This is a genomic window from Shewanella sp. 5S214 (assembly GCF_041439795.1).
GTDB classification, from domain to species: Bacteria; Pseudomonadota; Gammaproteobacteria; order Enterobacterales; family Shewanellaceae; genus Shewanella; species Shewanella vesiculosa.
Genome location: NZ_JBGOOV010000004.1, coordinates 151,173 through 176,547, shown reverse-complemented (window position 1 = coordinate 176,547; position 25,375 = coordinate 151,173). Strand labels below are relative to the sequence as shown.

Annotated in this window: 23 protein-coding genes and 1 pseudogene; 8 read left to right on the top strand and 16 right to left on the bottom strand. The window is 41.9% G+C overall.

Translation table 11 applies throughout. The features are described from left to right. Nucleotides 1-40: 40 nt before the first annotated feature. The 4 genes from ACED29_RS04170 to ACED29_RS04155 all read right to left on the bottom strand — a co-directional run bounded on the left by ACED29_RS04170 (nucleotide 41) and on the right by ACED29_RS04155 (nucleotide 5,163). Complete coding sequence (locus ACED29_RS04170) at nucleotides 41-445, bottom strand: DUF1850 domain-containing protein (RefSeq protein ID WP_371697123.1); 405 nt, start codon at nucleotides 443-445, stop codon at nucleotides 41-43. Continuing rightward, complete coding sequence (locus tag ACED29_RS04165; RefSeq protein WP_371697122.1) at nucleotides 445-2,502, bottom strand: TRAP transporter permease; 2,058 nt, start codon at nucleotides 2,500-2,502, stop codon at nucleotides 445-447. The genes ACED29_RS04170 and ACED29_RS04165 overlap by 1 nt, the downstream gene beginning before the upstream one ends. Nucleotides 2,503-2,602: 100 nt before the next feature. Then, entirely contained in the window at nucleotides 2,603-3,556 is a 954-nt protein-coding gene (locus tag ACED29_RS04160; protein WP_182696774.1) for a TAXI family TRAP transporter solute-binding subunit, read from the bottom strand. A 329-nt stretch (nucleotides 3,557-3,885) separates the two neighbouring features. After that, nucleotides 3,886-5,163, bottom strand: coding sequence for a glycerophosphodiester phosphodiesterase family protein (locus ACED29_RS04155; protein WP_371697121.1), 1,278 nt, complete (start codon nucleotides 5,161-5,163; stop codon nucleotides 3,886-3,888). A 163-nt stretch (nucleotides 5,164-5,326) separates the two neighbouring features. Between ACED29_RS04155 and ACED29_RS04150 the strand changes: the two genes are divergently transcribed. The 4 genes from ACED29_RS04150 (at nucleotide 5,327) to ACED29_RS04135 (ending at nucleotide 9,744) form a co-directional block, all read left to right on the top strand. Continuing rightward, a complete protein-coding gene (locus tag ACED29_RS04150) occupies nucleotides 5,327-5,965 on the top strand; it encodes a DsbA family protein (RefSeq protein WP_371697120.1) in 639 nt (212 codons plus the stop codon). A 205-nt stretch (nucleotides 5,966-6,170) separates the two neighbouring features. Then, nucleotides 6,171-6,848: a monofunctional biosynthetic peptidoglycan transglycosylase gene (gene mtgA, locus ACED29_RS04145; protein ID WP_371697119.1), complete on the top strand. Its 678-nt coding sequence runs from the start codon at nucleotides 6,171-6,173 to the stop codon at nucleotides 6,846-6,848. Nucleotides 6,849-7,163: 315 nt separating this feature from the next. Beyond that, the gene (locus ACED29_RS04140) at nucleotides 7,164-9,098 is read left to right on the top strand and encodes a radical SAM protein (RefSeq protein WP_371697118.1); all 1,935 of its coding nucleotides are present in this window, start codon (nucleotides 7,164-7,166) and stop codon (nucleotides 9,096-9,098) included. A 211-nt stretch (nucleotides 9,099-9,309) separates the two neighbouring features. After that, entirely contained in the window at nucleotides 9,310-9,744 is a 435-nt protein-coding gene (locus ACED29_RS04135; RefSeq protein ID WP_124015161.1) for a dCMP deaminase family protein, read from the top strand. Between the two features lie 200 nt (nucleotides 9,745-9,944). Here ACED29_RS04135 and ACED29_RS04130 read toward each other — a convergent pair whose 3' ends face one another. Together ACED29_RS04130 and ACED29_RS04125 are read right to left on the bottom strand one after the other, a co-directional pair. Next, nucleotides 9,945-10,919, bottom strand: a complete 975-nt coding sequence (locus tag ACED29_RS04130) for a substrate-binding periplasmic protein (RefSeq protein WP_371697117.1) — start codon at nucleotides 10,917-10,919, stop codon at nucleotides 9,945-9,947. A gap of 282 nt (nucleotides 10,920-11,201) precedes the next feature. Beyond that, the gene (locus ACED29_RS04125; RefSeq protein ID WP_124015163.1) at nucleotides 11,202-11,957 is read right to left on the bottom strand and encodes an ABC transporter substrate-binding protein; all 756 of its coding nucleotides are present in this window, start codon (nucleotides 11,955-11,957) and stop codon (nucleotides 11,202-11,204) included. 463 nt (nucleotides 11,958-12,420) lie between these two features. On the opposite strand from ACED29_RS04125, the gene ACED29_RS04120 reads away from it, so the two are divergent. The 3 genes from ACED29_RS04120 to ACED29_RS04110 all read left to right on the top strand — a co-directional run bounded on the left by ACED29_RS04120 (nucleotide 12,421) and on the right by ACED29_RS04110 (nucleotide 15,880). Beyond that, entirely contained in the window at nucleotides 12,421-13,017 is a 597-nt protein-coding gene (locus ACED29_RS04120) for a protein tyrosine phosphatase family protein (protein WP_371697116.1), read from the top strand. A gap of 797 nt (nucleotides 13,018-13,814) precedes the next feature. Further along, nucleotides 13,815-14,789, top strand: coding sequence for a DUF1852 domain-containing protein (locus ACED29_RS04115; protein ID WP_182741217.1), 975 nt, complete (start codon nucleotides 13,815-13,817; stop codon nucleotides 14,787-14,789). A gap of 44 nt (nucleotides 14,790-14,833) precedes the next feature. Continuing rightward, nucleotides 14,834-15,880, top strand: a complete 1,047-nt coding sequence (locus ACED29_RS04110; protein WP_124015166.1) for a methionine synthase — start codon at nucleotides 14,834-14,836, stop codon at nucleotides 15,878-15,880. 68 nt (nucleotides 15,881-15,948) lie between these two features. On the opposite strand, the gene ACED29_RS04105 is transcribed toward ACED29_RS04110, so the two are convergent. From ACED29_RS04105 to ACED29_RS04075, 7 genes are all read right to left on the bottom strand, one after another. After that, nucleotides 15,949-16,962, bottom strand: coding sequence for a hypothetical protein (locus ACED29_RS04105; RefSeq protein ID WP_371697115.1), 1,014 nt, complete (start codon nucleotides 16,960-16,962; stop codon nucleotides 15,949-15,951). Nucleotides 16,963-17,062: 100 nt separating this feature from the next. Continuing rightward, the gene (locus ACED29_RS04100) at nucleotides 17,063-17,596 is read right to left on the bottom strand and encodes a hypothetical protein (RefSeq protein WP_371697114.1); all 534 of its coding nucleotides are present in this window, start codon (nucleotides 17,594-17,596) and stop codon (nucleotides 17,063-17,065) included. 663 nt (nucleotides 17,597-18,259) lie between these two features. After that, nucleotides 18,260-19,411: a lipase family protein gene (locus ACED29_RS04095; RefSeq protein WP_371697113.1), complete on the bottom strand. Its 1,152-nt coding sequence runs from the start codon at nucleotides 19,409-19,411 to the stop codon at nucleotides 18,260-18,262. Between the two features lie 15 nt (nucleotides 19,412-19,426). Continuing rightward, complete coding sequence (locus ACED29_RS04090; RefSeq protein ID WP_371697112.1) at nucleotides 19,427-20,038, bottom strand: DUF6795 domain-containing protein; 612 nt, start codon at nucleotides 20,036-20,038, stop codon at nucleotides 19,427-19,429. Between the two features lie 139 nt (nucleotides 20,039-20,177). Beyond that, complete coding sequence (locus ACED29_RS04085; RefSeq protein WP_371697111.1) at nucleotides 20,178-20,528, bottom strand: hypothetical protein; 351 nt, start codon at nucleotides 20,526-20,528, stop codon at nucleotides 20,178-20,180. A gap of 15 nt (nucleotides 20,529-20,543) precedes the next feature. Further along, entirely contained in the window at nucleotides 20,544-20,840 is a 297-nt protein-coding gene (locus ACED29_RS04080; protein ID WP_371697110.1) for a DUF6795 domain-containing protein, read from the bottom strand. Between the two features lie 7 nt (nucleotides 20,841-20,847). Further along, nucleotides 20,848-21,069: a DUF6795 domain-containing protein gene (locus tag ACED29_RS04075; protein WP_371697109.1), complete on the bottom strand. Its 222-nt coding sequence runs from the start codon at nucleotides 21,067-21,069 to the stop codon at nucleotides 20,848-20,850. Between the two features lie 89 nt (nucleotides 21,070-21,158). Here ACED29_RS04075 and ACED29_RS04070 point away from each other — a divergent pair. Beyond that, nucleotides 21,159-21,436: pseudogene (locus ACED29_RS04070) on the top strand (IS30 family transposase); the annotation flags it as partial. On the opposite strand, the gene ACED29_RS04065 reads toward ACED29_RS04070, so the two are convergent. From ACED29_RS04065 to ACED29_RS04055, 3 genes are all read right to left on the bottom strand, one after another. Further along, nucleotides 21,396-21,629 carry a hypothetical protein gene (locus ACED29_RS04065; protein WP_371697108.1) on the bottom strand — a complete coding sequence of 78 codons (234 nt, stop codon included), beginning with the start codon at nucleotides 21,627-21,629 and terminating at the stop codon, nucleotides 21,396-21,398. The pseudogene ACED29_RS04070 and the gene ACED29_RS04065 overlap by 41 nt on opposite strands. Then, nucleotides 21,626-22,258 carry a DUF6795 domain-containing protein gene (locus tag ACED29_RS04060; protein ID WP_371697107.1) on the bottom strand — a complete coding sequence of 211 codons (633 nt, stop codon included), beginning with the start codon at nucleotides 22,256-22,258 and terminating at the stop codon, nucleotides 21,626-21,628. The genes ACED29_RS04065 and ACED29_RS04060 overlap by 4 nt, the downstream gene beginning before the upstream one ends. Before the next feature lie 419 nt (nucleotides 22,259-22,677). Next, nucleotides 22,678-25,362: a TonB-dependent receptor domain-containing protein gene (locus tag ACED29_RS04055; protein ID WP_371697106.1), complete on the bottom strand. Its 2,685-nt coding sequence runs from the start codon at nucleotides 25,360-25,362 to the stop codon at nucleotides 22,678-22,680. Nucleotides 25,363-25,375: the final 13 nt, after the last annotated feature.

The window sequence follows — 25,375 nt, the reverse complement described above, 5'->3', positions numbered from 1 at the left end:
ATGTCTAATACATCTTATCGGCATGGTTAACACACCAAACTCATACAGGTATATCACAGCCCCATAGCTCAATGGAGGGCTGTTTAGTGGTAGGTTCACCGACCCAAAAGCTCATTGGGTGGCATTGTTGCCCAGCCTGAGCCGATGAAACACATAACTGATAATCCCCCGCTTCTGGAGTTCGGCCTAACTTTAGTATTGGCAAAATAGGTAAATTGGGTTTGTAGTGCCAACTGCCATCTTTTAACACCGCATCGGCAGGAATTTCCATCCCTGCACCACTGCCTTTTACCCTGGCTTGTTCTAAAATAAAACCTTCATTCGTTAAACTATAATCTTCGGCCCAACGAATTTTTTCAATCGTGTGCGTCCAAGACAGAGTCATTTGTTCAGCCGGCACTTGCGCCCAAATAGTGCCAGCTAGCCCTAAACATAACCCTAGCATTATTCGTCCTGCGCTAAACGTTTGAGCTTACGAGCGCGCCATACGTGGTGTAAAATAAATGCCAGAGCTAAACCAAAGCCTAATTCATCACTTAATGGCGTTGCTAAAATCAAACAGCCACCAGCAACAAAGCCTAAAATACGTTCCCACCAATAAAGGTTTTGTAATAAGTAGCCAGTAAAAATCACCCCCCAAATACCAATAGCAACGGTTGCTTTAAGCACTACAAAAATAGTCTCTAGCACACCGCCACTTTGGAGCATTAACGCGGGGTCGTATACCGCCATAAAAGGAATAATAAACCCAGCAATCGCAATACGAATAGCCCACAAACTGATTTTTAAGCCTTTCTCTTTTGCTATTGGCGCGGCCGCGAAACACGCTAGCGCAACCGGTGGAGTCAGGTCAGCCATAATGCCAAAATAAAACACAAACATGTGCGACACAATTAACGGCACACCTAAGTCGAGTAATGCTGGAGCAGCTATTGAACTGGTAATAATGTAGTTAGGAATCGTGGGGATCCCCATGCCTAAAATAAGACAAGTTACCATGGTCAATACTAACGATAAAAACAGATTATCTTGACCCACCGCCAAGATATATCCAGCAAAAGTAGAGGCTATACCCGTAAGTGAGACGATACCAATAATCACCCCCACCAGCGCACAGGCAATACCTACAGGCACGGCATGACGGGCACCTTCAACTAATGCGTGCAAACATAATGTTAGGGTTGCTTTGCCACCTTTAACAAACCAACACATCACCATCAGTATGGCAATGATGCCAAACATCACCCCTATGCCCAATTGAAAGAAGCCAGCACATAACACGCCAAGTGCTATCCAAAAAGCAAAACGCATCACAGCAGATGACACATTTAAAATTATCGCCGAACCTAAAATCACAATGGCGGTCAGTGCTAAACCTACCATGCCTGAAAACAGTGGCGTACGCCCAGAGAACAACAAGCCAATCAAAATAAATAACGGAATGAGTAAGTACCAACGTAACTTAATCGCCGCCCATGGATCAGGACATTGATCTTTGGGTAAGCCAGATAAATTTGCGCGTTTGGCCTCTAAATGCACCATCCAAAATACTGAGCAAAAGTACAATACCGCAGGGATCATCGCTGCTTTAGCAATTTCAATAAATTGCACGTTAATGGTTTCGGCCATAATAAAAGCCACAGCGCCCATAATCGGCGGCATAATTTGGCTACCCATACTGGACGTGGCCTCGACCCCGCCGGCAAAAGCTGAACGATAGCCAAAGCGTTTCATAAGCGGAATAGTAAACTGTCCAGTGGTGACAACATTAGCAACCCCCGAACCGGTAATGGTGCCCATGAGTGCCGATGACACCACAGACACTTTTGCTGGCCCACCGACTTTGTGACCAAATAAGCCCATGGCAAAATCGGTGAATAAACGTATCATTCCGGCTTGTTCTAAAAAGGCACCGAACAAAATAAATAAGAAAATATAAGTCGCTGAAACATAGGTTGGTGTGCCATATAAGCCTTCTGTACCAAAGGCTAACTGGTTAACTATTTGGTCAAAACCATAGCCCCGGTGCATTAATTCACCCGGTAAATATTCACCAAATAAACCATAAGCTAAAAACAAACCACAGATAATAGGCAGTGCAATGCCCATCACTCGCCTAGCCGCTTCAAACACTAACGCAACTAATACCACACCAATTATCATGTCATTTTGGGTTAAGTCACCAGAGCGTTGAATTAAGTCTGCTTCAAACACCCATTGATACACAGCAGTTGCCATACCCGCTAAACCGAGTAGCCACGCCAAAGGTTGCCATGGCTGACTCTTGCCCATACCGGGGTAACTGATAAACACCACTAATAATAAAAAACCCACGTGCACTGCGCGTAATACTTGGGTTGAAACCGGATGAAATGCAGCTGTGGTAATTTGAAAAATTGAAAAAATCAGCGCCACAAAAAACAATGCTTTTGGCCAATCGCGGGTATCTGCACTTAAGCCATGTTCAGACATAGTAGTCTGGTTATTGGATGGATCACTCATGGTACGCCTCTACACTTACTACAGCTAAAATCGGTGTGTCTAAAAAACAACTAAGCGCTTGCTTAAGGTTAAGCAAGCGCTCACAAAAAGAAGCATAAGATTACAGTGCATTCACTTCTTTGTAGTAACGTTCAGCACCTGGATGTAATGGGATGGGTAAGTTTTTAGTAGCCGTTTCTAAGCTTATGTCTTTCGCCGCAGAGTGCGCTGTGCCTAAACGGTCAAGGTTTTCAAACATCAACTTAGTCATTTGATAAGCAATTTCATCAGAGACCTTACTGTGGCTTACAAGTAAATTCTGAATCGCCACGGTACTGACATCTTCCGTTTGACCTTCATAAGTATTGGCTGTAATCACTCCGACTTGGTAAGCAGGATTATTGATTTTAGCCACCACATCAGCAGGGATCTCAACAAAGTTAATCGCCATTGTTGCTGCTAAATCTCGAATGGCTGCCATACCTAGGCCAGATGATTGCAACGTCGCATCCAATTGACGGTTTTTAATCAACTCAACAGATTCGGCATAAGGCAAAAACTCGACTTTAGCCATATCGTCATAGCTTAAGCCGGCAGCGCTGAAAATAGCGCGTGCATTTAGCTCAGTACCTGATTTAGGGGCGCCGACAGAAATGCGTTTACCTTTTAAATCTGCAAGGCTATTAATCCCAGCGTCTTTATTGGCGACAATTTGAATAAAGTTTGGATAGGTTGCCGCAATCACACGTAACTTATCCAGTGGTTTGTTAAAGCCAGCGTCAGCATCACCAGCCCATGCTGCAGACACAGAATCACCTAATGCAAGGGCTAACTCACCTCGTCCCGCTTGTAATAAGTTAAGATTTTCAACAGAAGCTTTAGTCGCTTGAACAGAAGTTTTAGAGTCCTCAATACCCTTGCTATAGAGTTGTGAAAGTGCAACTCCAATAGGATAATACACACCACTGGTTCCGCCGGTGAGGATGTTAATAAATGTCGGCGCAGCCATAACAGCGGTACTAATAGACAGCGCAGCAGCTGCGCCAATCATGCAAAAACGTTTGGTTAATTTCATCCTGCAATATCCTTATTTTTTATATTGTTATCAGTATTATTGTGCTGTAACACTACCACTGTCATCCAATACTGCCTATATAGACTAAAGGCTAACAACATGGTTGTAGATTGAATTTATTTACTATTTCAGTCACTTCAATAATGCTTCGACACGTAACCTAGGCAATGATCATCACCCATTGTGTATCGCTAATCGAACCGTGAGTGATTAATACCGCACCATAACGAGTATAGTGAATAGAATAAAAAAGGTGCCAACAATGTTGGCACCTTTTAAGTCAATCCAGTTTACCCCATTTAAACGCGGGATAAGCATGCTGTTAAACATTACATATTCATGCAATTTGCATAATAAGTTACCGTTGCAGGCCAATCGGAAAACACACCAATAACACCAACATCTTTAGCCAGTACATCTAATAACTCAAAAGTGTCGCCTTCGTTATCTATCGCATCAGCAATGCTTTGATAATACCAACCGCCCCCACCTTGACTCAGTGGGCCAGAACGCTCAAGAGACCATGCGATAATTTTTAAGCCTGCTGCATTAGCCGCGTTGGCATATTCAGAAGGTATGATGGCCTTGTTATTATCTAAGGTGACTAACATCCATAAAGGTGGCGCAATAATTTTCACGCCATCAGCGGCTAAGGCATCCATACTCGGTGACCAACTCGCGCTGTTTTGCGGATCAAATCCAGCCTGCTCATCGCGGCCATCAAGGTAAACCGCCTGCTCGGCAAACTCTGGCGCATTGGCTATCCAATATTTTACATCGTCTAAATTAAATGACTGCGGGAATACCTGTGATGCATCGACACCTGCGGCGGCATATTCATCTAGCATTTTTTGGGCGTAATCTTGCTGAGTAAATCCATCATAAGGCATGCTCACACTGGCCGATTTAAGCTCAGGGGTCATCTTTACACCTGCGGCTTTAAACAAGGCTATACTCTCAGCATGGGTCATTAAGGTGCCATTACCCGCATATAAATCGGTGCGCCAGTTTGGTGTACCATCAATAAACTCTGCAACCGTGGTGGCCTTAGGATTAAAGCCATCCATTTTACCTTTTAAGGTTTTAAATTCAGCCAGCGTAATATCACTTGTACAACAGGTTGCTGAAGCACTAACGCCGTTAGCGGCATCGGCAGGTGAAAACGGCACCGAACATTTATTGGCAAGTTCAGGGATTGCGAGAATATTCGTCGTCGTTGCTAAGTCGCACTGTGAATGGCGACATACCAGCGCTTTGTCGGCTGTAAAAGTGACGTCACACTCAACAATACCGGCACCGGAATCAATAGCCGCTTGATAAGATTCTTTGGTGTGCTCAGGAAATTGCATCGAGGCACCACGATGGCCAATGGCAAAGTCAGTGCGGTAAAATGGTCCAGTCTCGCATTGGGCTAATTGAGTTTTTAATTCACTGTCTTGCATTTGATCGACTAAAAATAACGGCCTAGGGCCGACTTGCGCGACAACACTTTTATCTACCACTGCTGAAGCCGTGTCATTATTGTAGTTACTGTTACAGCCTGAGACCCATAACATACTGGTTAAAATAGAAATAATGCCCAGTGTTATACTTTTTTGCCCTGTCATTTTAGTACCTCCGTGTAGTAATGCTGTAATGCATTGTTTGTTAAAATTATCTTACGCAATGAATATGACTAAAATAGCGAACTAATATGACAATATTAGTATCTACTGTATTTAAGATAGATTGAGTTGCTAGGCTGCAAAGCAATTAATAAAGAGAACCATAATGTCAGATACAACACTCTATTATGTACACGACCCTATGTGCAGCTGGTGTTGGGGATATCGCCCCACATGGGACACCCTCCAAGCCCAACTGCTGCAGCAATTTAACCAACAACTGACAATAAAATACTTAGTTGGCGGTTTAGCACCCGATTCTGAACTGCCTATGCCGCAAGCCATGCAGCAAATGCTCCAACAAACTTGGCACAAGATAGCTCAACAATTGGGGACTCAATTTAATCACGATTTTTGGCAGCACTGCCAACCTAGACGATCAACTTATCTAGCCTGCAGAACCACTATTGTTGCACGCCAATATGGACTTGAGCAGCAAATGATCAACTCAATCCAACAGGCTTATTACCTGCACGCGCGCAATCCATCTGATATTGGCACCTTAACATCTATCGCCACTCAATTAGGCATCCCGGCAGATCTTTTTAACCAGCAACTAAACGCCAGTGAAACAGAAGAGCAATTAATCACAGAAATTAACCTTGCCCGCCAACTGCCTATTCAAGGATTCCCCTCGTTAGTATTGATGGTTGCTAACGACGCCTATCCTATTAGGCTTGATTACCAGCAATGGCAAACGAGTTTAGCCGACATCCGTACTATTTTATCAAATCCTCCAGCTTGATGAGGTTGTCATAAGAACACATTTTTATGCCATGGCTTACTGTTGTGGCTTAATCCAATCTGTACACTGAGACCAGATAATCTGCCTTTTAGATATATAATCTGCACGACATTGATTAGCATTTGGTATTGATGGTTAATATCCTATACTCTTGCACGTCGAAAACGACACAGCCCCAAAGGCTAATGATAACAAGAGGCAGTGAATGGCAGATCGTAAACGAGGTTTTTTCGGTTGGACATGGTTTGTCATGTGGCGGTTGTTGCTATTACTGACGCTATTATTATTGCTGCTACGATTTGTGCCACCACCGACTACGTCATTTATGCTGCAAAGCCCTTATCCAGTTACCCAGAACTGGGTCAGCATTGATAAGTTGCCGTCGCAAATAGCGCTGGCAATGGTTGCCTCAGAAGATCAGCGTTTTCCAGAGCACTTCGGTGTCGATTTCACTGCTATCAGTAAAGCCCTTAACCAGTCAGACGATGGCGAAGGTCTTCGCGGGGCTAGCACTATAACCCAACAAACGGCCAAAAACCTTTTGCTATGGCCGGGGCGAAGCTTTATTCGTAAAGGTCTGGAAGCGGGTTTAGCCTTGAGCCTTGAGGTGATTTGGGGTAAAAAACGTATCTTAGAAGTGTATGTAAACGTGGCTGAGTTTGGCAAAGGAATTTACGGCGTAGAAGCAGCCAGCCAGCATTACTTTCATAAATCGGCACGCAATCTCAGCAGTAATGAAGCTGCGCGGCTGGCAGTGCTACTACCAAGCCCTCGCAAACGCGATCCCAATAATTTAACCCCTTACCTTCGCCAGAGAGTCGTCTGGGTTGAACGACAAATGAAACAACTTGGCGCAGGCTATTTACGCCCTATTCTTAATTAACGCTAACACCTTAAAAAGGGTCAGATGAAGATTGAGTCCATCTGACTCAAGCGCTTTATCGGCAAGCCTCAGTATCCTAATCGCATGATTCGCAAACAATAAGGTCGACACTGACGACTATTCATCCTTGAGTGACGCTGCATATAGTCAATCCTGATGAATTAAAGGGCTGATGCTCAATCAACCATTATCTAATTTACGGGGCTTTTTTACAGGCCATTTGTTAGAATTCATTATTATGTTGTGGCCGCAGTGTTTGCTGCCATTATTCTGCTTCGCAATAAGCATTCAGGTTTTACTATTTAAAGGCAGGTTATGACCGTTCTTCTAATGACTCCACCTATGACTCAGCTGAATACACCGTATCCAGCAACAGCGTATTTGACCGGTTTTTTACGCTCACGAGGCTATGAGGCGGTGCAGCGAGATCCTGCGATTGAGCTGTTTCTTGAGATGATGACGGCGCCTGCGCTAGAGATTATTCGTCAGCACGTGGAAGAAAACTTCGAGCATTTTGAAGACGATGAACTGCCTGATGTTATCTTCAATTTTCTGGCTGAGTTTGAGCGTTATCATCTGACCGTAGAGCCCGCGATTCGTTTTTTACAGGGTAAAGACCCCAGCCTAGCGATGCGGATTAACTCGCGCCGTTTCTTACCTGAAGGCCCAGCGTTTGATGCAATTGCTCAAATGGAAGCCGTATCTGGCGATGTGTTGCAAGCGGCCTTTGGTAATTTAGGCGTACAAGATAAAGCTAAATATCTCGCTACCCTGTTTATCAATGATCTGTCGAACGTCATCACCCAAGGTGTTGACCCGTATTTTGAAGTCAGCCGTTATGGCGAGAAATTAGCAGCGGCCAACCCAAGCTTTGACAACCTTTACGACACCCTAATGGGCGAACCGAGTTTCAGCTCTGAAATTTTGGAGCAGTTAGTCGAGATGTATCTGGAAGACACACAACCAAGCGTAGTCGCACTAACCGTGCCGTTTCCCGGTAATATGCTCGGCGCGTTACGGATTGCGCAAACCTGTAAGGCCATTAACCCTGATATCCCTATCGTCATGGGCGGCGGGTTTGTTAATACCGAGCTGCGCGCACTCAAAGACCCTCGGGTATTTGAGTTTGTTGACTATATCTGTCTAGACGACGGCGAACGTCCCTTAATCACCCTGCTGGAGTACTTTGAAGGTAAGCGTGAGATAGACGAGTTAGTGCGAACTTACTTTCTCGCCGAAGATGAAAATGGCCAACCTTATGTCCACTTAAATCAAAATGATCAGTTGCACGATATTTCGCAAAGCGAAGTCGGCGCACCGATTTACGACGGCCTGCCACTTGGCGAATATCTGTCTTTGTGTGAAATGCTCAACCCGATGCACCGTATTTGGAGTGATGGCCGCTGGAATAAACTCACCATAGCCCATGGCTGTTACTGGCGCAAATGCAGCTTCTGCGACGTTAGCTTGGACTACATCGACCGCTACGATACCGCAGGCGCCGATGTGTTGGTTGACCGAATTGTAGAGCTTATCGAAGAAACCGGACAAACAGGTTTTCATTTTGTCGATGAAGCTTTACCGCCAAAAACCTTATTTGCGTTTGCAAAACGCCTTATAGAACGTGGGGTCGTGATCAGTTGGTGGGGCAATATCCGTTTTGAGCGCACCTTTAGCCCAGACCGCTGCCAGTTACTGGCAGATTCTGGTTGTATCGCGGTCAGCGGCGGCCTTGAAGTGGCGTCAGACAGACTACTGAAACTAATGAAAAAAGGCGTGAGTGTTGAACGAGTCGCCCACGTGACTAAAGCCTTCAGTGACGCGGGTATTCTGGTGCATGCCTATTTAATGTATGGTTTTCCCACACAAACCGAACAAGAAACCATAGATTCATTGGAAATGGTGCGTCAGTTGATGCAGCAAGGTTGTTTCCAGTCCGCCTACTGGCACCGTTTTGTCGCCACGATCCACAGCCCTATCGGCATCAACCCAGAGCAATTTGGCATCACCCTTGCTGAACGTCCTGAAATCTTATTCGCTGAAAACGATGTCGACTTCACCGACCCAACAGGTACCGATCATGACATGCTTGGCGAAGGGCTACGTAAAGCGCTTTACAACTATATGCACGGTATCGGTTTTGATCAGCCGATGAGCTTTTGGTTTAACCAGCCTCTCGCACGCACTACGATGAAAAAAGACCTGATATCAAAAGCTGTGAATAATTTTATTTTGAGCCATGAAGAGTAAGTTCGGGCTCTCTCATTGAAATAAGTCAACGCAACCTAAAGAATTGGCAGTCAAATTCAGCTTTACAGGCGCACTATGACCCTACTTATATAGCAAAGGATAAGTGGGTCCAAGATTAGAATATTGAAGGTTGAAGGTTGATTTATCACTGTTCTGCATAGAGAATAGCTGCCAATTAAAGTGATACATAAAGCATAGGAATAGCAATAAGATGATGACAAAATGGGCGATACGCTTTTTACAAATGGCCGAGCTCGTAGCATCTTGGAGTAAAGATCCCTCCACCCGAGTTGGCGCAGTAATCACCGAAAACAATCGCATCGTCTCTTTAGGCTTTAATGGTTATCCTCACGGAATATCTGATAGTGCTGAAACCGATAACCGTGAAATGAAACTGCTAAAGACGCTTCATGCAGAAGAAAATGCCATTCTCCATGCAAAACGAGATCTCAGTAGCTGTGAGATTTGGGTGACTCACTTCCCTTGTCCAAACTGCGCCGCCAAGATTATCCAAACTGGATTGCGCGCCGTACATAGTCCACAACCCAACGAAGATTACCTGTCACGCTGGGGAGATAAGATTAAAGTCAGCCAAGATATGTTTGAGCAAGCTGGCGTTCAAGTCGATTGGATGCAGCTAGATTAACTAAGCAGGAACTATGCTCATATAAGTGGGGCTGAGAAGTTTACTCTGACCCCACTTTTACCACTTTTAATTAGCAATATAGTTGAAACTTGCTTCATGTGATACGAACCTAAATATTACATAAATTTTTGTTAAAATTTGAGTTTTCGTCAGAACGAAAGAGCCAAGTGAATAAACTTAACCGTGGGTAGCTCGATGCATCAGTCGTTGAGTTCGGGTAACAACTCACGTATTGCCTGATTCAGACGAGCCATAGTCTCTGCATCTACGCTTTTGGAACACATAAGGTAACGATTCAGTCCTGGCGGCATGTCAGAATAATACAGTGGCAACAAACCCATGGCACTGATTTCACCCATTCGGTTGATATAATCATAATCTTCCCTGTCTATAAGCATATAGTCGGCCCCATGATTGAGTGACACCATCTTAGCCAAACTCTCCACGGATCGCGCCGAATCTGTTACAGAATGACTTTTACTCTCTATCACCAGATCAAGCTCAGGGCCATAGGACACGTGGGCAACCACGCCGAGCTTGAGTCGTGGATCTTCGAACAATGAACTTAAGCTCTGGTGTTGTTTTACAAGCTCGATAACCCTGGGGGCCACTAGCACCATATGCGGCCTATCTTTATGGATCACCAGAGAAAAATTTGCATATAACTCCCGGTCGGCCAGCTTATACCAGCTGGGGGAGCAGATAGCTTCACTGTCGTTCTGAATATTAGCAAAAATACGCTTAACCGGGACTTCTGAATAAGTTGCTGCAACACCGGCACGGCGGAAGATCTCCTGGGTCATATCGATAATAAAGCCGCGAGGTTGACCACTTTCGCTATAAGTGTAAGGAGGCTTATCACGATACTCAACTCTTACCCCTGGCGTAGCCCAAGCTTCCAAAGTAGAGCAAACAAGAATTAGAAGTGCGAGCTTTCGCATATATAGAAAATCGAAGGTGAGGAGAGTCGTTGAACAATAAACGACAATGCTCATTTTCGCAAATAGAAACCAAGCTAGGGTAACTCGGTATAATTTTGCAAACTCACTAAGGTTGCTGTTTACGATGAATATATAGCACAGTCCAATCCGTACTAGCCCGAATGGGCTAAGGATAAGGTTAATTCTAATCCGCATGGGGGTGACAATTGACAGGCACAGTGGTACGGATTTCATTGGGGTACCCCATTCAAAAGAATGCATGCATAGCCTGCCTCTTTGATGAACATCAGCGCAGTACAATCGCTTATAGCGGGATGAGTCGCATCAAACGTAACAACAAGGGAGAGCAGTTAAATAGATAGCTTAGGCAATAGTCTTAGATCAAGAGCCTTCGGTGAGAGACGATGGTCTTAATTCACCGAAAGCGTCTATGTTTGAGTGACGATATATTGTCTTGAGTATCTTGCTCGCACAAGGCTGATTGGATGTAGAATGACTAACTATAGTGGCACACAATTACTGCCAATCACTGATCCCATAAGATGATAATATTTTATTGAATTCGCCCGATGCCCTCAGTTTTGCCGTTCCCTCATCAATCAACTTGATGTAGCCAGCAGACGTTGCCTTTGCCGGACTGCAGGCAATATACATTTCTGTCGCCTCGCCCAAAGAACCCGCCGCAACTATGCCACTAACGCCCATATCTTTAAGTTTTGCTCCCATGACACTGGGAGATTCGGCAACAGCATTTACCCTTCCTGCCTGGAGTTTCTTAATGTTGTTTTCAAGGCCATTATTGGCACCTATGGCATCAAACACACTGGGGTTCTCTGTCACATATTTATCAAATTCATCACCGTAGGCATAACCTTTAATTATCGCAATCTTATTTCCTTGTAGTGATGACAGTCCAGTGTAAGTCCAGCTACCTCCTGCTTTAACAAAAAATACCGTACTGTCCATTCCCCAGGGTACCTGAGGATATATAAAATCTGGCGCGTCATCTTTGTAGGCACCCACCACACAGTCAAATTCGCCCTTACGTACTGAGTCAACAGCACGTTCCCAAGGCATTAATTTGTAATCCACCGTATGACCTGCCGCAGTAAAAATATTGGTTGCTAACTCAATCATGTAACCTGGTTGCTTAGCATTGGGTTGGCCATTCATGGGAAACCAATTGTCGGCTCGGATGCTAATGGTATCCGCCAATACTGCACTACTGCTAAGAACAGAAACTAAGATAAATGACTTTGTAAATGTCTGCATAACACGTCCTTTGATGAGTTTTTTGTCTTGTCTTACTTTAAAAGTAGACTGGATAGTGACACTAAGCAATTTGGAGTCGATATAGACAAGTTTTAACTCGACAATGATATTTGCCAATCGATATCTATTTCACTTTGTTTAACGATGAAAAAGACATTAAACAAGCCTTGATACTGATTAGAAAACCACCCCTGAGCGGATTGTTACTCAAGCGAAAGGACAACTTGAAATACCGAGCAATTTATACAACTATTCACACAACAATTGCTCAATAATGAGATTCAGCAGCAGTGACAACAAAAATCGCCTGTGCCCGTTAGCTGCCAATTTAAGGATTGCTATCACTGGTATTAGTTGTAGATAATTACGCATATCCGACACGCTTAACTATCATCAATGATTAACCAGCTTAGCGGAAATTCGAAATGTGTTATTTCATATTCAATCAATCTGAGGGACTCACATGAATATACTGCAACGCTATTGCGTACTGTCAGCTAGCTTATTGATCTGTTGTTTCTTTTTTAGTGCGCAAGTGTTCAGTGCGGATATGAACAAAGAAGGTAGCATGACTCATATTGACACCAGTAAACTTGGCGACATAAAAGCGGTTAAATTTAATAACCAACAAGTGATTACCGCGGGTTTGCCCACAGAGCAGCAATTTGCACAACTCGCTCAAGCAGGTATCAAAACGGTGATAAATCTCATTCCTAATGACAACCCAAATGCATTAAAAAATGAGCAGCAAATAGTGACTCAGCTAGGGATGAATTATCACAATATTAGCGTGGACTGGCAGCATCCTACAAAAGAAGATGTTGAGCAGTTCTTTAGCCTGATGAAGCAAAATGGCGACGCTCCAGTGCTAGTCCATTGCGCAGCAAATTATCGTGCGTCAGCATTTTATTATTTATACCAAACCACACAATCTAAAGCACCTTCAATGGCCGATGCGCTAACGCCTTGGGGCGACTTACAACAAAGCTTTGCTGAATATCCTCAGTGGCAAAAACTGATTGAAAACGTTAAACAGCAATATCAAGCCAAACAACAGTAATGTAAATATTGCGAGCACATTAGCTGAAACCGACAAACTTTTCGATTATCTCTTTGAGAATTCTTAGCTTCAAACCTATGAGAATACAATGGATTGAAGACTATTTATAAAAGAGAAGAATACTTGAGAATGACAAGACGTCAGGCTAGTTTTCGGTGGCAGGGTCGCTCTTTGGCACCTGACCCATATGGATATGGGGAATGTCAGTTGATGTCGAGAACATTATTGACCATGCCCCCACGACATTCGTGATTCCATTCACATCAGTTCCCCATGGAAAACGTTAGAATTTTCACTCTTTACAAATCAGATGGACCGAAGCTGACTACAAATGAAGTTAAAAGCGGGATCCATTTCGTCACCATTTTTTCGCTGCTGTTGTTTGGTTAGATAGTGAAAATGTTGCAGGTTTTAGTACAAAAATATCTCCAGTCTCTTCAATAAGCACTGGCTAACAAGGTCAGATAGCCTGTTATTCAACAGGCTCATATTATCCAAAATGGTCATCCGACACCGCAAACTATGTCTAGGTAATCACGCTTAATTATAATCATGAATCCTGCTCATGTAGCAGGTGAAATAAAACCGTTTTTCTTCATGTTCCGACCCACGTATAAATAACTCATGCTTTTAGCGCCAAACAATATTACAGCTGCTCCCTAAGTAAGCCATCAGGCACCAAGCAAACAAAGCGGTAACAGCGACTTGCTCAGAAAATCAGTACGAATAGAACATATCGATAAAGAGCAAAACATACATTCCGGCTTTTAAATCACAAAATTGGATACCAGATCATCATGAATAAAGATTTCACATTTACGATTAAGAGCATTTGTCTCGATGAAAATTATCATCCATCAAACAATACACGTATCACCACCAACTTTGCTAATTTGGCCAGAGGAAGCTATCGCCAAGCAAACTTGCGCAACGCGTTGAAGATGATTGACAATAGTTTTAATGCCTTAGCGAATTGGGATAATCCTAAAGGCGATCGTTACTCCATCGAACTTGAAATCATTTCTGTTGATATGGATATTGAAGGCAGTGGTAAAACCTTCCCATCGATTGAAATATTGAAAACGAATATTGTAGATCATCAAACTAATCAACGCATTGAAGGTATTGTAGGAAATAATTTTTCCTCTTATGTGCGGGATTATGATTTTAGCGTATTACTGCAGGCTCATAATAAAGACCAGCCCAACTTCAGTATTCCAGATAACTTTGGCGAACTGCATGGCAAGCTGTTTCAGTATTTTGTTAATTCAGATGCTTACAAACAAAATTTTAACAAAACGCCTGTTATCTGCCTTAGTGTTTCAGATAACAAAACCTATCATAGAACTGAAAATCAGCATCCTGTATTGGGTGTTGAATACCAGCCAAACGAGTCGTCTTTGACTGAGCAATATTTCAAAAAAATGGGCCTACAGGTACGTTATTTTATGCCGCCAAATAGTGTTGCGCCGTTGGCTTTCCATTTCTTTGGTGATCTACTTAATGATTACACTAATCTTGAGCTTATAAGCACCATCAGCACCATGGGAACCTTTCAAAAAATCTACCGACCAGAGATTTATAATGCGAATGCCGCTGCTGGAAAGTCCTATCAACCCAATTTAAAGAACCAGGATCATTCATTAACGCAAATTGTTTATGATCGAGAAGAACGTAGCCAGTTGGCTAATGAGCAGGGAAAGTTTGCTGAAAAACACTTCATCAAACCATATCAAACGGTGCTTGAGCAATGGTCTGCCAATTACGTTTAATCGCTGCGTTTAATAATTACACCCAATATACGGCATGATTTATTATGAAAAAACTTATTAACAAAAGAATACTACCCACTTCAACTGCAGGCAGTTTACCTAAGCCTTCTTGGCTCGCTGAACCCGAAACACTTTGGTCACCTTGGAAACTACAAGGTGAAGAATTAATTAAGGGCAAACAAGACGCGTTACGTTTGTCATTACAAGATCAACAACACGCAGGCATTGATATTGTTGGTGATGGTGAGCAAACACGCCAACATTTTGTAACTACGTTTATTGAACATCTTAACGGCGTTGATTTTAATAAACGTAAAACCGTTAAAATTCGTGATCGCTATGATGCCAGTGTACCAACGGTTGTCGGCCCGGTTAGTCGCCAAAAATCAGTTTTTGTTGAAGATGCCAAGTTTTTACGTCAGCAAACCACACAGCCCATTAAATGGGCTCTGCCAGGTCCCATGACAATGATAGATACGCTTTTTGATGACCATTATAAAAGTCGCGAAAAGCTAGCGTGGGAATTTGCTAAAATTCTTAATCAGGAAGCCAAAGAATTAGAAGCGGCAGGTGTTGATATTATTCAATTTGATGAGCCAGCATTTAATGTCTTTTTTGATGAGGTAAATGATTGGGGGATTGCTTGTTTAGAAAGAGCCATTGAAGGACTAAAGTGCGAAACAGCTGTGCATATTTGTTATGGCTATGGCATCAAAGCCAACACAGATTGGAAAAAAACACTGGGTTCAGAGTGGCGACAGTATGAAAAAGCTTTCCCGAAACTACAGCAGTCTAATATCGATATTATCTCACTAGAATGCCACAACTCTCATGTGCCCATTGAGCTGCTAGAACTCATTCGAGGTAAAAAAGTGATGGTTGGTGCCATAGATGTAGCAAGCAATACGATTGAAACACCAGAGGAAGTCGCCAATACCCTGCGAAAAGCACTTCAGTATGTCGATGCCGATAAACTATATCCATGCACCAACTGTGGCATGGCGCCCTTACCTCATCATGTTGCAAGAGGTAAGTTACATGCATTGAGTGCAGGGGCTGAAATTGTTAGAAAAGAGCTCTCGGCCAAGTGATTGTTGAACCTTGAGGGTTAACATTTATTCAATCTAGGGGATTTCATCGCAGCGCGGGCGCAAATCACCTAAAATTGAGTTCGATAAGCCTTTAAATCAACTTTATACAATGGCGCAGGTAGATTTTCAGACGTGATGTAAATACTGCTGCCATCTTGGCTAAAACCCACCGCTTCGGCTTGTCTGATATTGGGTAAATTGATCTGTTGTGGCGGTGAAGAAAACAGCGTTAACCAATCGCTGGGCTCTGTTTGAGTAAAATAGAACGCGTGAGTGTAGGTTAATACCACCGCCGATAAGCCATCAGCAGAAATGTCCATTGCCGTAGGCTTTCCGGCAAAACCTATCCAAGTATAGATACTGGTGTAATCGAGCATCGCCGATGGTAACGGCGCTATCTCGCCCAACTTTTTTGCTTGCCTGTTGAACTGTTTAGTTGAATTAGCGGCTAGATTGTTAGCTGAATGGTTTGATTCAGTTTGTCCTAAAGCAGGATCGATCAATGGCAACTCATACAAAATAGGCAATTTATCGCGTTTAGTCAGTAGCAGTATTTTTTGCTTGGCAACATCAACCGCTACAGATTCACTATCGTGAGCACCATCTCCATAGGTAAATGTCATACTCCAACTGGGTTTGACCGAGAGTAGTTTATTACCGTGTAATTGACTCAAATCAGGCTCTTTGATCAGATGTAATTGATACTGCGATCGTTGCGCCTGGTTATCACCGATATCGGCGATGAGTAAATAAGACTGATTGTGATAAGTAAACGAGGCTATATCTTCCCAATCGATACTTTTTACCCCTTCAACGTTAACCGTTGCCAGCTGCTTACCACTTGAGTCAATCGCAAACAATCGCGCCGAATCGCCGCTATCATTATGTACCCATAATACCTTGTCATTAAGTCGCGATATGGCTAAACCACTGGCCTCATCAATATCAGATGACACAATCGTACCGGCTTGAGTGAGCCCTAGAGGCATAGCACAAGCACTGGCTGATAACGTCAAAATTAAGTATAAAAACAGAGAACGACGGTTAAACATAAGATTATTGACTCGAACTGCAGCTTGCAAAAAGTAGCCGTATTCTAGCAACAATATCAGTGACTATTATTAAAAAAATAAAAAAATCGATTAACTTATGTTAATCGACTTTATAAAGATTACTAATTAATTATAACCACGCTCGTTCAAATGCATTGATCATATCAAATGGCTGATGAATACCTTCCACTAGCTGTAGTTTATTTTTGTACTCAACAGGTAAAGAATCATATTGCTTCTGAGCTCTTAACTCCGAAGTAGAAAAAATTAACAATTTGATTTTATCTATTTCTTGCGTGACAAAAGTATTCTGTTCTGTCTTATTTTCATTTTCTAAATCTAGAAGCACTTGGAGTAACTCAGTATATTCATCACCCACGCACATCCTTATAGCTTTAAGATGTAAATAGCCTAAAGCCTCACCAACTGAAACTGGTAACTGTTTTAGAGTGGCAATGCTGCTATCAGATAATTGATTCTTTTTTGACATGCTTAAACAATTATTATGTTTGACTTCAAAGGCTGTAAACTTATCACCCAGTAAATCAATACCGAAATCTAAGAACTCATCAGCTAAAACAACTGAAGGAAAAATAGTTAGAATAAAAAATAAAATCGATAATATTTTCATTTTGCTTTGCAACCATAATGAACTGATTTCCAAAAAACTCTCTCCTTTGATGAAATTTCAGATCTTAACATTTGCATACCAGCAATAGTTTCAGTTTGATTAAACACCGCTATCTTCATTATCGAATGAAATACATTCTCTATTGCCTAACGCAAGCTCATAAGTATCTTGATTTTTTATAGCGATAATAATGTCACGACGGTTATTACCTAATTCCCCACGATACTCATCTTTTTGATACTCGCTGACTTATCTGCACCTGAGATTTTGTCTCTTCGATTTAGCTTCATTTATAGCTAATTGTAAAAGCAAAAATATTGAAATAAATCCATAGCTGAGTAGTTTTAGTTTTTTACATGACCCATATGAATTGAGGGCATTGAGAAAATTCCATGAGTTTGACATGTATGCTGCGCTAGCTTTCATTGGGCCAAGGGCAGCCCATCGAAACCGTTAGGTACTGTTGTATTAGACGACAATGGCCGGAGCTGACTACAGATACGCTTTAAAGCGGGATAGCTCCCCATCGAAAATATGCGCTTTTCAGCATTTTTTCGATGGGGTGCAGAGGATTTTAAAAGGGATACAAACACTTTGCCCCTTTGATCTGGTGTAGCCTCAACACCACGACTCACGTTGGCCGTTGAGCACTCGGGCACTAATCTATTCACTGAGGATTTCATCGTCAATCTAGGTTTAAGATACCAGCTCAATAGCTTGTTTTGCGGTGGTATATAGTGTTTTTATCATCAAGCCTAAAACCCAGCGAATAAACTTCACACTCATTTCTTTAACCGTTTGTATTCTATTTCCAGCAAACACTAGCATGTGACCTAATAAACCCCTTAACTCCTCAGCTATTTCACCGGATGACTTAACAACAACGCCGTGTAAACAACGCGCCAATATGTCATAAAACTGCAAACCATGACTTACAGAAGCTTGAGCGAGGATTAATGCATACTGACCTGTTTTTTTCAAAAGAGTGATTAAAGCATCGGTAATGATTTGCTGCCAGCGTTGAGAGAATGATGCATTATGACGTTGATCATATTTTAGTACCGTATGCTTATGGTTAAGCGTTTTAAGTGCTCTATTCATCGCACTATAGCTCTTATATGATGCAACGGTATTGACATAACCAGGTGTGGCTTCAACCATTGAATGCGCACCAATCGAGAAAAAAGATCCACTGTTCATTGATGTTTGGTACTCACCGACAGTATGACTAAAGGGCCATACAGGAACTGCTGGTACAGGGTCCGCACCATGCGTAACACGATAATGCTCGATATTGGTAGAGGCTTGGTGAACACATCTCTCAGTAACAACCCTTGGCGCACCAAAGGTATATAACTTGGTATCAATACCTCTCTCGCTTGCCCAAAGCGCTGTTAATTGCGCAATAGCCCCACCCAAACTATGACCAACAACATGTAAACAATGAGGTTTATGTAGTGCTACATAATCATTAAATTCAGACTGCATACTGCTAAAAGCTTTTTCAAAGCCGGAGTGTACTTCAAGACTTTTAGGGCCAACTGTTATGGCGACATTGCCATTAGTTAACCAGTCAGCAAATGACGTAAAAACAGTGCCACGAACACTGATAATATGATGCTGTTTAAATTTTCGAGATGTCCCTTGTGCCGTTAATGCAAAGCCAGTACTGCGATTCAATAGTTGATTAATTAAGCCTCCACTAATGCCTTGTATTTGGCTGTTAGTGATATCAAAGTTATCTCGAAACTCCTCGTGAAACAGAGATTTAAAACCTTTAGTGCTTCTAATGTCATACACTCGCGCTGCAACACTTGCCGCAACATTCGGTGAAAGAGCTCTACTCATAATGGGAATATTCCTTTATTTCCGTTTTGTTAAATCATTCAAATCATAATTGTTTACACGGTATTCATTCTCACCATCGTACAACCAGATTGGCTTATAATCTGCTTCCCAACGGCATATGCTTGTCGCCATATGATCAAGATGCGGATTATTATTATTCTTAAATCCAAAATCCACCTGAGCATCTACTACATCACAAGTAATTTTAGATAATTTTTCTGAAAACTCAGGAACCTCAGTAATACCGACATGATTTGCTATCCATAATGGAAGTAACTCACCATTGGGTTCAATTGTAATATGCTGTGACACATGATTTTCTGCGAAAAGCCTATTCGGTATGGATGACTTGATTGTTTTTCTCGGGAAGTAAAAACGACCTTCACTATCAGTCGTTGCCACATCAATATGGTCTTTGCCATCAATATACATTAATGATCGCGTCACCTCTAAATTAGCCACTGGGGTACCATTTTCAGTGATAACACCATTAACTTCTGAGCTTAAAAAGACTTCCTTTTTTTTAAACCAACCAAACATATCAGCTCCATGACTTAGAATAGGGTAAGCAAGCGCTAAAAAAACCAGTAATATGACACGACGGGGCCACTGTAAACGATTGTTCATTCGCTATCCCTGCTAAATAGTAATTTCGATTTTACCTAAAAATACTCACTGTTTATTTTACCCATTCGATTGCAAATTACTATTATCCAATAGAATGGGTTTTATCAATTAGTGACTCTTTGGGGTGAATATAAGCGTATTACCGACATAAATTCGCAGTATGCTTTGCCCTTTTAGACCCTGCTGTTATAGCAATATTGCCATTAGTTAACCAATCAGCAAATGAAGTAAAAACAGTGCCACGAACACCAATAATATGATGCTGTTTAAATTTTCGAGATGTCCCTTGTGCCGTTAATGCAAAGCCAGTACTACGATTCAATAATTGATTAATTAAGCCTCCACTAACACCTTGTATTTGATTGTTAGTGATATCAAAGTTGTCGCTAAATTCAAGGTGAAATGAATCCTTGAAATTTTTAGAGTTCCTAATGTCATATACACGTGAAGCAACACTTGCTGCAATATTAGGTGAAAGTGCTTTACTCATAGTGGGAATATTCCTTTATTTCCGTTTTGTTAAATCATTCAAATCATAATTATTTACACGATATTTACTCTCTCCATCATAAAGCCAAATAGGCTTATAATCGGCCTGCCAGCGGCAGATACTTGAAGCTATATGATCAAGATGTTCGTTATTCATATTTTTAAATTGAAAACTCACACGCTTATCGGTTAATTCACAATTCATAAAAGTTAGCTTTTTAGAAAACTCTGGCACTTCCTCAATACCAATATGGTTGGCGGACCATATTAGACAGAGCTCATTATCGTGAACTACGGTAATCTGTTGCGACACTCTGTCTTCAGAGAAAAAGTCTATTAGGTATGGATGAGCGAATGCTTTTTTGAGGAAAATGGAAATGACCCTTGCTATCGGTAATAGCCACATCAATATGGTCTTTGCCATCAATATACATTAATGAGCGCGTCACCTCTAAATTAGCCACTGGATTGCCATTTTTGGTAATAACACCATTAACTTCTGAGCTTAAAAAGACTTCCTTTTTTTTAAACCAACCAAACATATCAACTCCATGACTTAGAATAGGGTAAGCAAGCGCTAAAAAAACCAGTAATATGACACGACAGGGCCACTGTAAACGATTGTTCATTCACTATCACTGCCGATAATGGCCGTGAATTCGCTCATCATGAAGTCATTGCTAAGGTGTTAGACGCAGCGTTTTATTTTGCTCATCCGTATAGCTCTTGGGAACGTGGAGCTAATGAGAATACCAATGGTCTGTTAAGGCAATATGTAAAAAAAGCAGTGATTTAAGAAAGGTAAGTGATGACATGATCTTGTTTACGCAGAACAGGATTAATTACCGGCCTAAGAAATGTTTGAAGTTTAAGCAGCCAGCTGTTGTGTTTCAACACTTAGCAGCTTAATTTGGCGAGTGTCGCACTTCGGAGTTGAATTCGGGACTAAGCCACCACTAACGCCTTGGATCTGACTATTAGTTATTTTAAAATTTTTAATAAAATCAAGATGAAAGTCACTCTTAAAACTTTTATTTTTCCTAGTATCATATACTCTTGAGGCTATACTAGCTGCAGTGCTAGGTGAAATTGTGTTACTCATAATTCGACTTCCTTGCCTGTAAAACGATCCGTTAGTTTATTAAAATCACCATCTTCAACAATATATTCCTTGTCACCATCATAAACTAATACAGGAGTATAATCCTCACCCCAGCGGCAGATGCTTGAAGCCATATGATCAAGATGTTCGTTATTGGTATTGTTAAATTGAAAACTCACACGCTTATCGGTCAATTCACAATTCATAAAAGATAGCTTTTTAGAAAACTCTGGCACTTCCTCAATACCAATATGGTTAGCAGACCATATTGCTAGCAGCTCATTATCGTAAACTACAGTAATCTGTTGTGACACTCTATCTTCAGAGAAAAGTCTATTAGGAATAGATGAACGAATGCTTTTTTGAGGAAAATGGAAATGACCCTTACTATCGGTAATAGCCACATCAAGATGATCTTTTTCATCAATATACATTAATGAACGCGTCACCTCTAAATTAGCCACTGTGTTACCATTTTTGGTAATAACGCCATTAACTTCTGAGCTTAAAAAGACTTCACTTTTTTTAAACCAATCAAACATATCAACTCCATGACTTAGAATAGGGTAAGCAAGTGCTAAAAAAACCAGTAATATGAAACGACCGGGCCACTGTAAACGTTTGCTCATTAGCTATCCCTGCTAAATAATTTTAATTTTACCTAAAAATACTACTATTTATTTTACCCATTCGATTGCAAACTACTATTATCCAATAGAATGGTTTTTATCAATTAGTGACTCTTTAGGATGTATGTAAGCGTATTGCAGACATAAATTTCGTAATATGTTTTGTTCTTAAATCTTTTTAGGCCCTAGTGTAGTGGCGACATTGCCATTAGTTAACCAATCAGCAAACGAAGTAAAAACAGTGCCACGAACACTTATAATATGATGCTGTTTAAATTGACACCTAAATAATAAGCTTAACCTAAAAAGGCCACTTTCTTTGTTCCGAAGAAAGTGGCCGTGCACATTTTTAGCGATTGAAATGATGAGTAAAAATCACTAAAAACCAGTACTCTTCTAAGTCTTAAAACTAACGCGTATTAGTATTGATAACTAAACTGCAAGGTAAATTCAGTGCCAGGATTTTTGGCATAAACTTCAATATCTTGCTGTTGGTATTCCGTGGTTTCACCTAAGATATTCTTCGCTTTTAACTTCACAGTAGTGCTGGTTGTCGGGAAGAAACTATAGGTAAAATCTAGGCTGTGAAATGGCTTTTCTAATACATCATCTAAACCACCACGTCCGCCGTAGGCAATGCGTTCGCCAAACACGTTATATACCAATGTAGCACTGTGATAACTGTCTGATGAGTCGTAACTTAATTGTAAGTTAGCCACCCATTGTGAATGCCCAGTCATACGACGCGTTTGATTGGTTGGGTCAATTTCGCCATTAGCAGCGATATTGATTTCTGAGTCGCCAAGGGTTAAGTTCCCCGCCACAAAGAAGTCTTCCCAAATACTGCCTTCGCTGCCCAAAAACGCCAATTCTTGTAAAAACTCGGTTTCAAGACCATACACATAACCCGACTCGGCGTTATAAAACTTCAGCTGACGGCCGGCTTCTGAAATACGTTGAATAGGTTCAATCGGTGCATCTACATCCTTGTAGAACGCGCCCATACTGAAATTGTTACCCGAATCTGAGTAATATTCCCAACGTAAGTCGAAGTTTAGAATGTCGGAGCTCTTAAGTTCTGGATTACCGAAGAAATCAAAGTCGGTAACCGGATCTTGGAAGCGAACTGGCGACACTTCACGTAGATCTGGACGCACTATGGTTTTACTTGCGCCTAAACGCCACTGAGTGGTGTCGGTTTGTTTCCAGGTTAATGATAACGACGGGAACCAACCATCTTCAGCGATGGCATAATCAGCCAAATCGTAACGGCCACCTTCATCTGAAATCTGTCCATTTGGGTCAATAGGCAAAGTGACACGGCGGAAGTCTTCGTAGCGAAGACCAGCATAGACTCGCCATACATCGTCAAAGTCGATGTCCATGCTCACAAACGCAGCATCGTTTTTCTCGGCGGCAATGTAGTCTTCAGTATCGGTTGACGCGTCTTTCAACTCTAGCCCTAGAGTGTTGTCGTTGATATTTTTATCAGAGAAAATATCATTAAAGTCGCCGGATAAAATACCACCGTTAACATCTGTTGGGCTTAAATCAACATCAAAACCTAAGCGGGTAGCATAGCTTTCTCGGGTGCGTTCAAAATATTCATAACCCGTTGTCAGTTTAATCACTGTGGCATCTAAATTGATTGGGTAAGTAAAGTCCCAGGCGTAGTTTTGAGTGTTATCTTCTAAGCGACTGTAGACATACTTAGGTGCATCTTGAGTGTTAAGATTGCGAGAGAGTAACTGGTTGTTTGTATCTAAAATCACGTTATAGGTATACGACACTTCATTTGGTGCATAACGCTCAGAACGTGCATCAGAAAACTTCCAATTAAATTCAGCATCATTCAAATATTCAATGAAATGATGACCTTTTATTTGATTGCTGATTAACGAACGTTCTTCGTAATCAATAGCATAAACTTGCAGTGCATTAGGCTCGCCTAAGGTATCGATAGTTTCTTCAATACCCGTTGATACGTCATCTGAGGTATCTTGAAGATAAGTGGTGAAGGTTTCGATTTTATGGTTGTAGCCAATTTCTAAACCTAAGTTCAACATGCCAGACACTTGCACTATCGAATCGGTGCCAACAATATCTTTTTGGTTTTCAACTTGCACTTGGCTGCTGTCACCATCAAGTTCAACTTCACGTTTAGTGTAATTTTCAGCTTGTTTCTTGTACGACACCGCAGACAAAGCACCAAAAATGATGTCGTCGCTAATGTCCCAACGATCACCAATGGCAATATCACCGCGCACGGCAGGATCAGTACTTTGACTTTGTAGCGTCATGTCGCGATACATATCTAACGCTAACTCACGGTTAATTTGTTGCGCCGCAGGGTAGTTAATCGCTCCATTTGAGCCACTGACGATATCAATCGGGCTGATACCACCGTATTGATCAATAGTATTATTAATGTTGCTTGGCATGCCGCGGGTGCCATCGTCTTGGCCAGTCCAATCATCGCCACCACCGTTATAGGTGTAGCTGTCATTCGAGTCATTAGTGTTATAACGACCGCCTACTGAAGCTTTAAAAAAGAAATCTGCAGGGATAGATTTAGTACGAATATCCACATGTCCGCCACCAAATGCTGCTGGCGCATTGGCTGACGCTGACTTTTGCACCGATAACGATTCAATGATCGATGCTGGGAACATATCCAGTGGCACTACGTTACGGGTTGGATCCGGTGAGGGTACAGTCGCGCCGTTAAGCGAAGTACTTGAATAACGTTCACCCAGACCACGAACATAGATAAATTTACCATCTTTTAAGGTCAAACCTGTCACACGACGAAGCGCTGCTGCTGCATCACCGTCACCGGTTCTTGAAATTTGTTCTGAGCCCATAATATCGGCTACAGCAATTTGTTCACGACGCTCTTCGGTTGCTTCTGATGCTGAGCTGCGTAAACGCCCTGTCACTGAAATAACTTCAATGGGTTCAATCGGAATCACTTCACCAGGATCACGAACAGGCGCGGGTTCTTGCGAGTATACGGGGGTTGTGGTTAATAACGTTGCCGCAGAAATCACAGAGATAATGGCAAGGCTTAACTTATTAACGGTAAAACTCGGCTTGGTTTTCATACTTATACTATCC

Coding starts and splice junctions, on each gene's coding strand:
- ACED29_RS04085 (WP_371697111.1), bottom strand. CDS start 20,528: ATGAGTAAAGCACTTTCACCTAATATTGCAGCAAGTGTTGCTTCACGT.
- ACED29_RS04170 (WP_371697123.1), bottom strand. CDS start 445: ATGCTAGGGTTATGTTTAGGGCTAGCTGGCACTATTTGGGCGCAAGTG.
- ACED29_RS04090 (WP_371697112.1), bottom strand. CDS start 20,038: ATGAACAATCGTTTACAGTGGCCCCGTCGTGTCATATTACTGGTTTTT.
- ACED29_RS04065 (WP_371697108.1), bottom strand. CDS start 21,629: ATGAGTAACACAATTTCACCTAGCACTGCAGCTAGTATAGCCTCAAGA.
- mtgA (WP_371697119.1), top strand. CDS start 6,171: ATGGCAGATCGTAAACGAGGTTTTTTCGGTTGGACATGGTTTGTCATG.
- ACED29_RS04155 (WP_371697121.1), bottom strand. CDS start 5,163: ATGACAGGGCAAAAAAGTATAACACTGGGCATTATTTCTATTTTAACC.
- ACED29_RS04120 (WP_371697116.1), top strand. CDS start 12,421: ATGAATATACTGCAACGCTATTGCGTACTGTCAGCTAGCTTATTGATC.
- ACED29_RS04115 (WP_182741217.1), top strand. CDS start 13,815: ATGAATAAAGATTTCACATTTACGATTAAGAGCATTTGTCTCGATGAA.
- ACED29_RS04110 (WP_124015166.1), top strand. CDS start 14,834: ATGAAAAAACTTATTAACAAAAGAATACTACCCACTTCAACTGCAGGC.
- ACED29_RS04125 (WP_124015163.1), bottom strand. CDS start 11,957: ATGCAGACATTTACAAAGTCATTTATCTTAGTTTCTGTTCTTAGCAGT.
- ACED29_RS04165 (WP_371697122.1), bottom strand. CDS start 2,502: ATGAGTGATCCATCCAATAACCAGACTACTATGTCTGAACATGGCTTA.
- ACED29_RS04135 (WP_124015161.1), top strand. CDS start 9,310: ATGATGACAAAATGGGCGATACGCTTTTTACAAATGGCCGAGCTCGTA.
- ACED29_RS04075 (WP_371697109.1), bottom strand. CDS start 21,069: ATGTTTGGTTGGTTTAAAAAAAAGGAAGTCTTTTTAAGCTCAGAAGTT.
- ACED29_RS04140 (WP_371697118.1), top strand. CDS start 7,164: ATGACCGTTCTTCTAATGACTCCACCTATGACTCAGCTGAATACACCG.
- ACED29_RS04130 (WP_371697117.1), bottom strand. CDS start 10,919: ATGAAATCCGTACCACTGTGCCTGTCAATTGTCACCCCCATGCGGATT.
- ACED29_RS04055 (WP_371697106.1), bottom strand. CDS start 25,362: ATGAAAACCAAGCCGAGTTTTACCGTTAATAAGTTAAGCCTTGCCATT.
- ACED29_RS04150 (WP_371697120.1), top strand. CDS start 5,327: ATGTCAGATACAACACTCTATTATGTACACGACCCTATGTGCAGCTGG.
- ACED29_RS04060 (WP_371697107.1), bottom strand. CDS start 22,258: ATGAGCAAACGTTTACAGTGGCCCGGTCGTTTCATATTACTGGTTTTT.
- ACED29_RS04160 (WP_182696774.1), bottom strand. CDS start 3,556: ATGAAATTAACCAAACGTTTTTGCATGATTGGCGCAGCTGCTGCGCTG.
- ACED29_RS04095 (WP_371697113.1), bottom strand. CDS start 19,411: ATGAGTAGAGCTCTTTCACCGAATGTTGCGGCAAGTGTTGCAGCGCGA.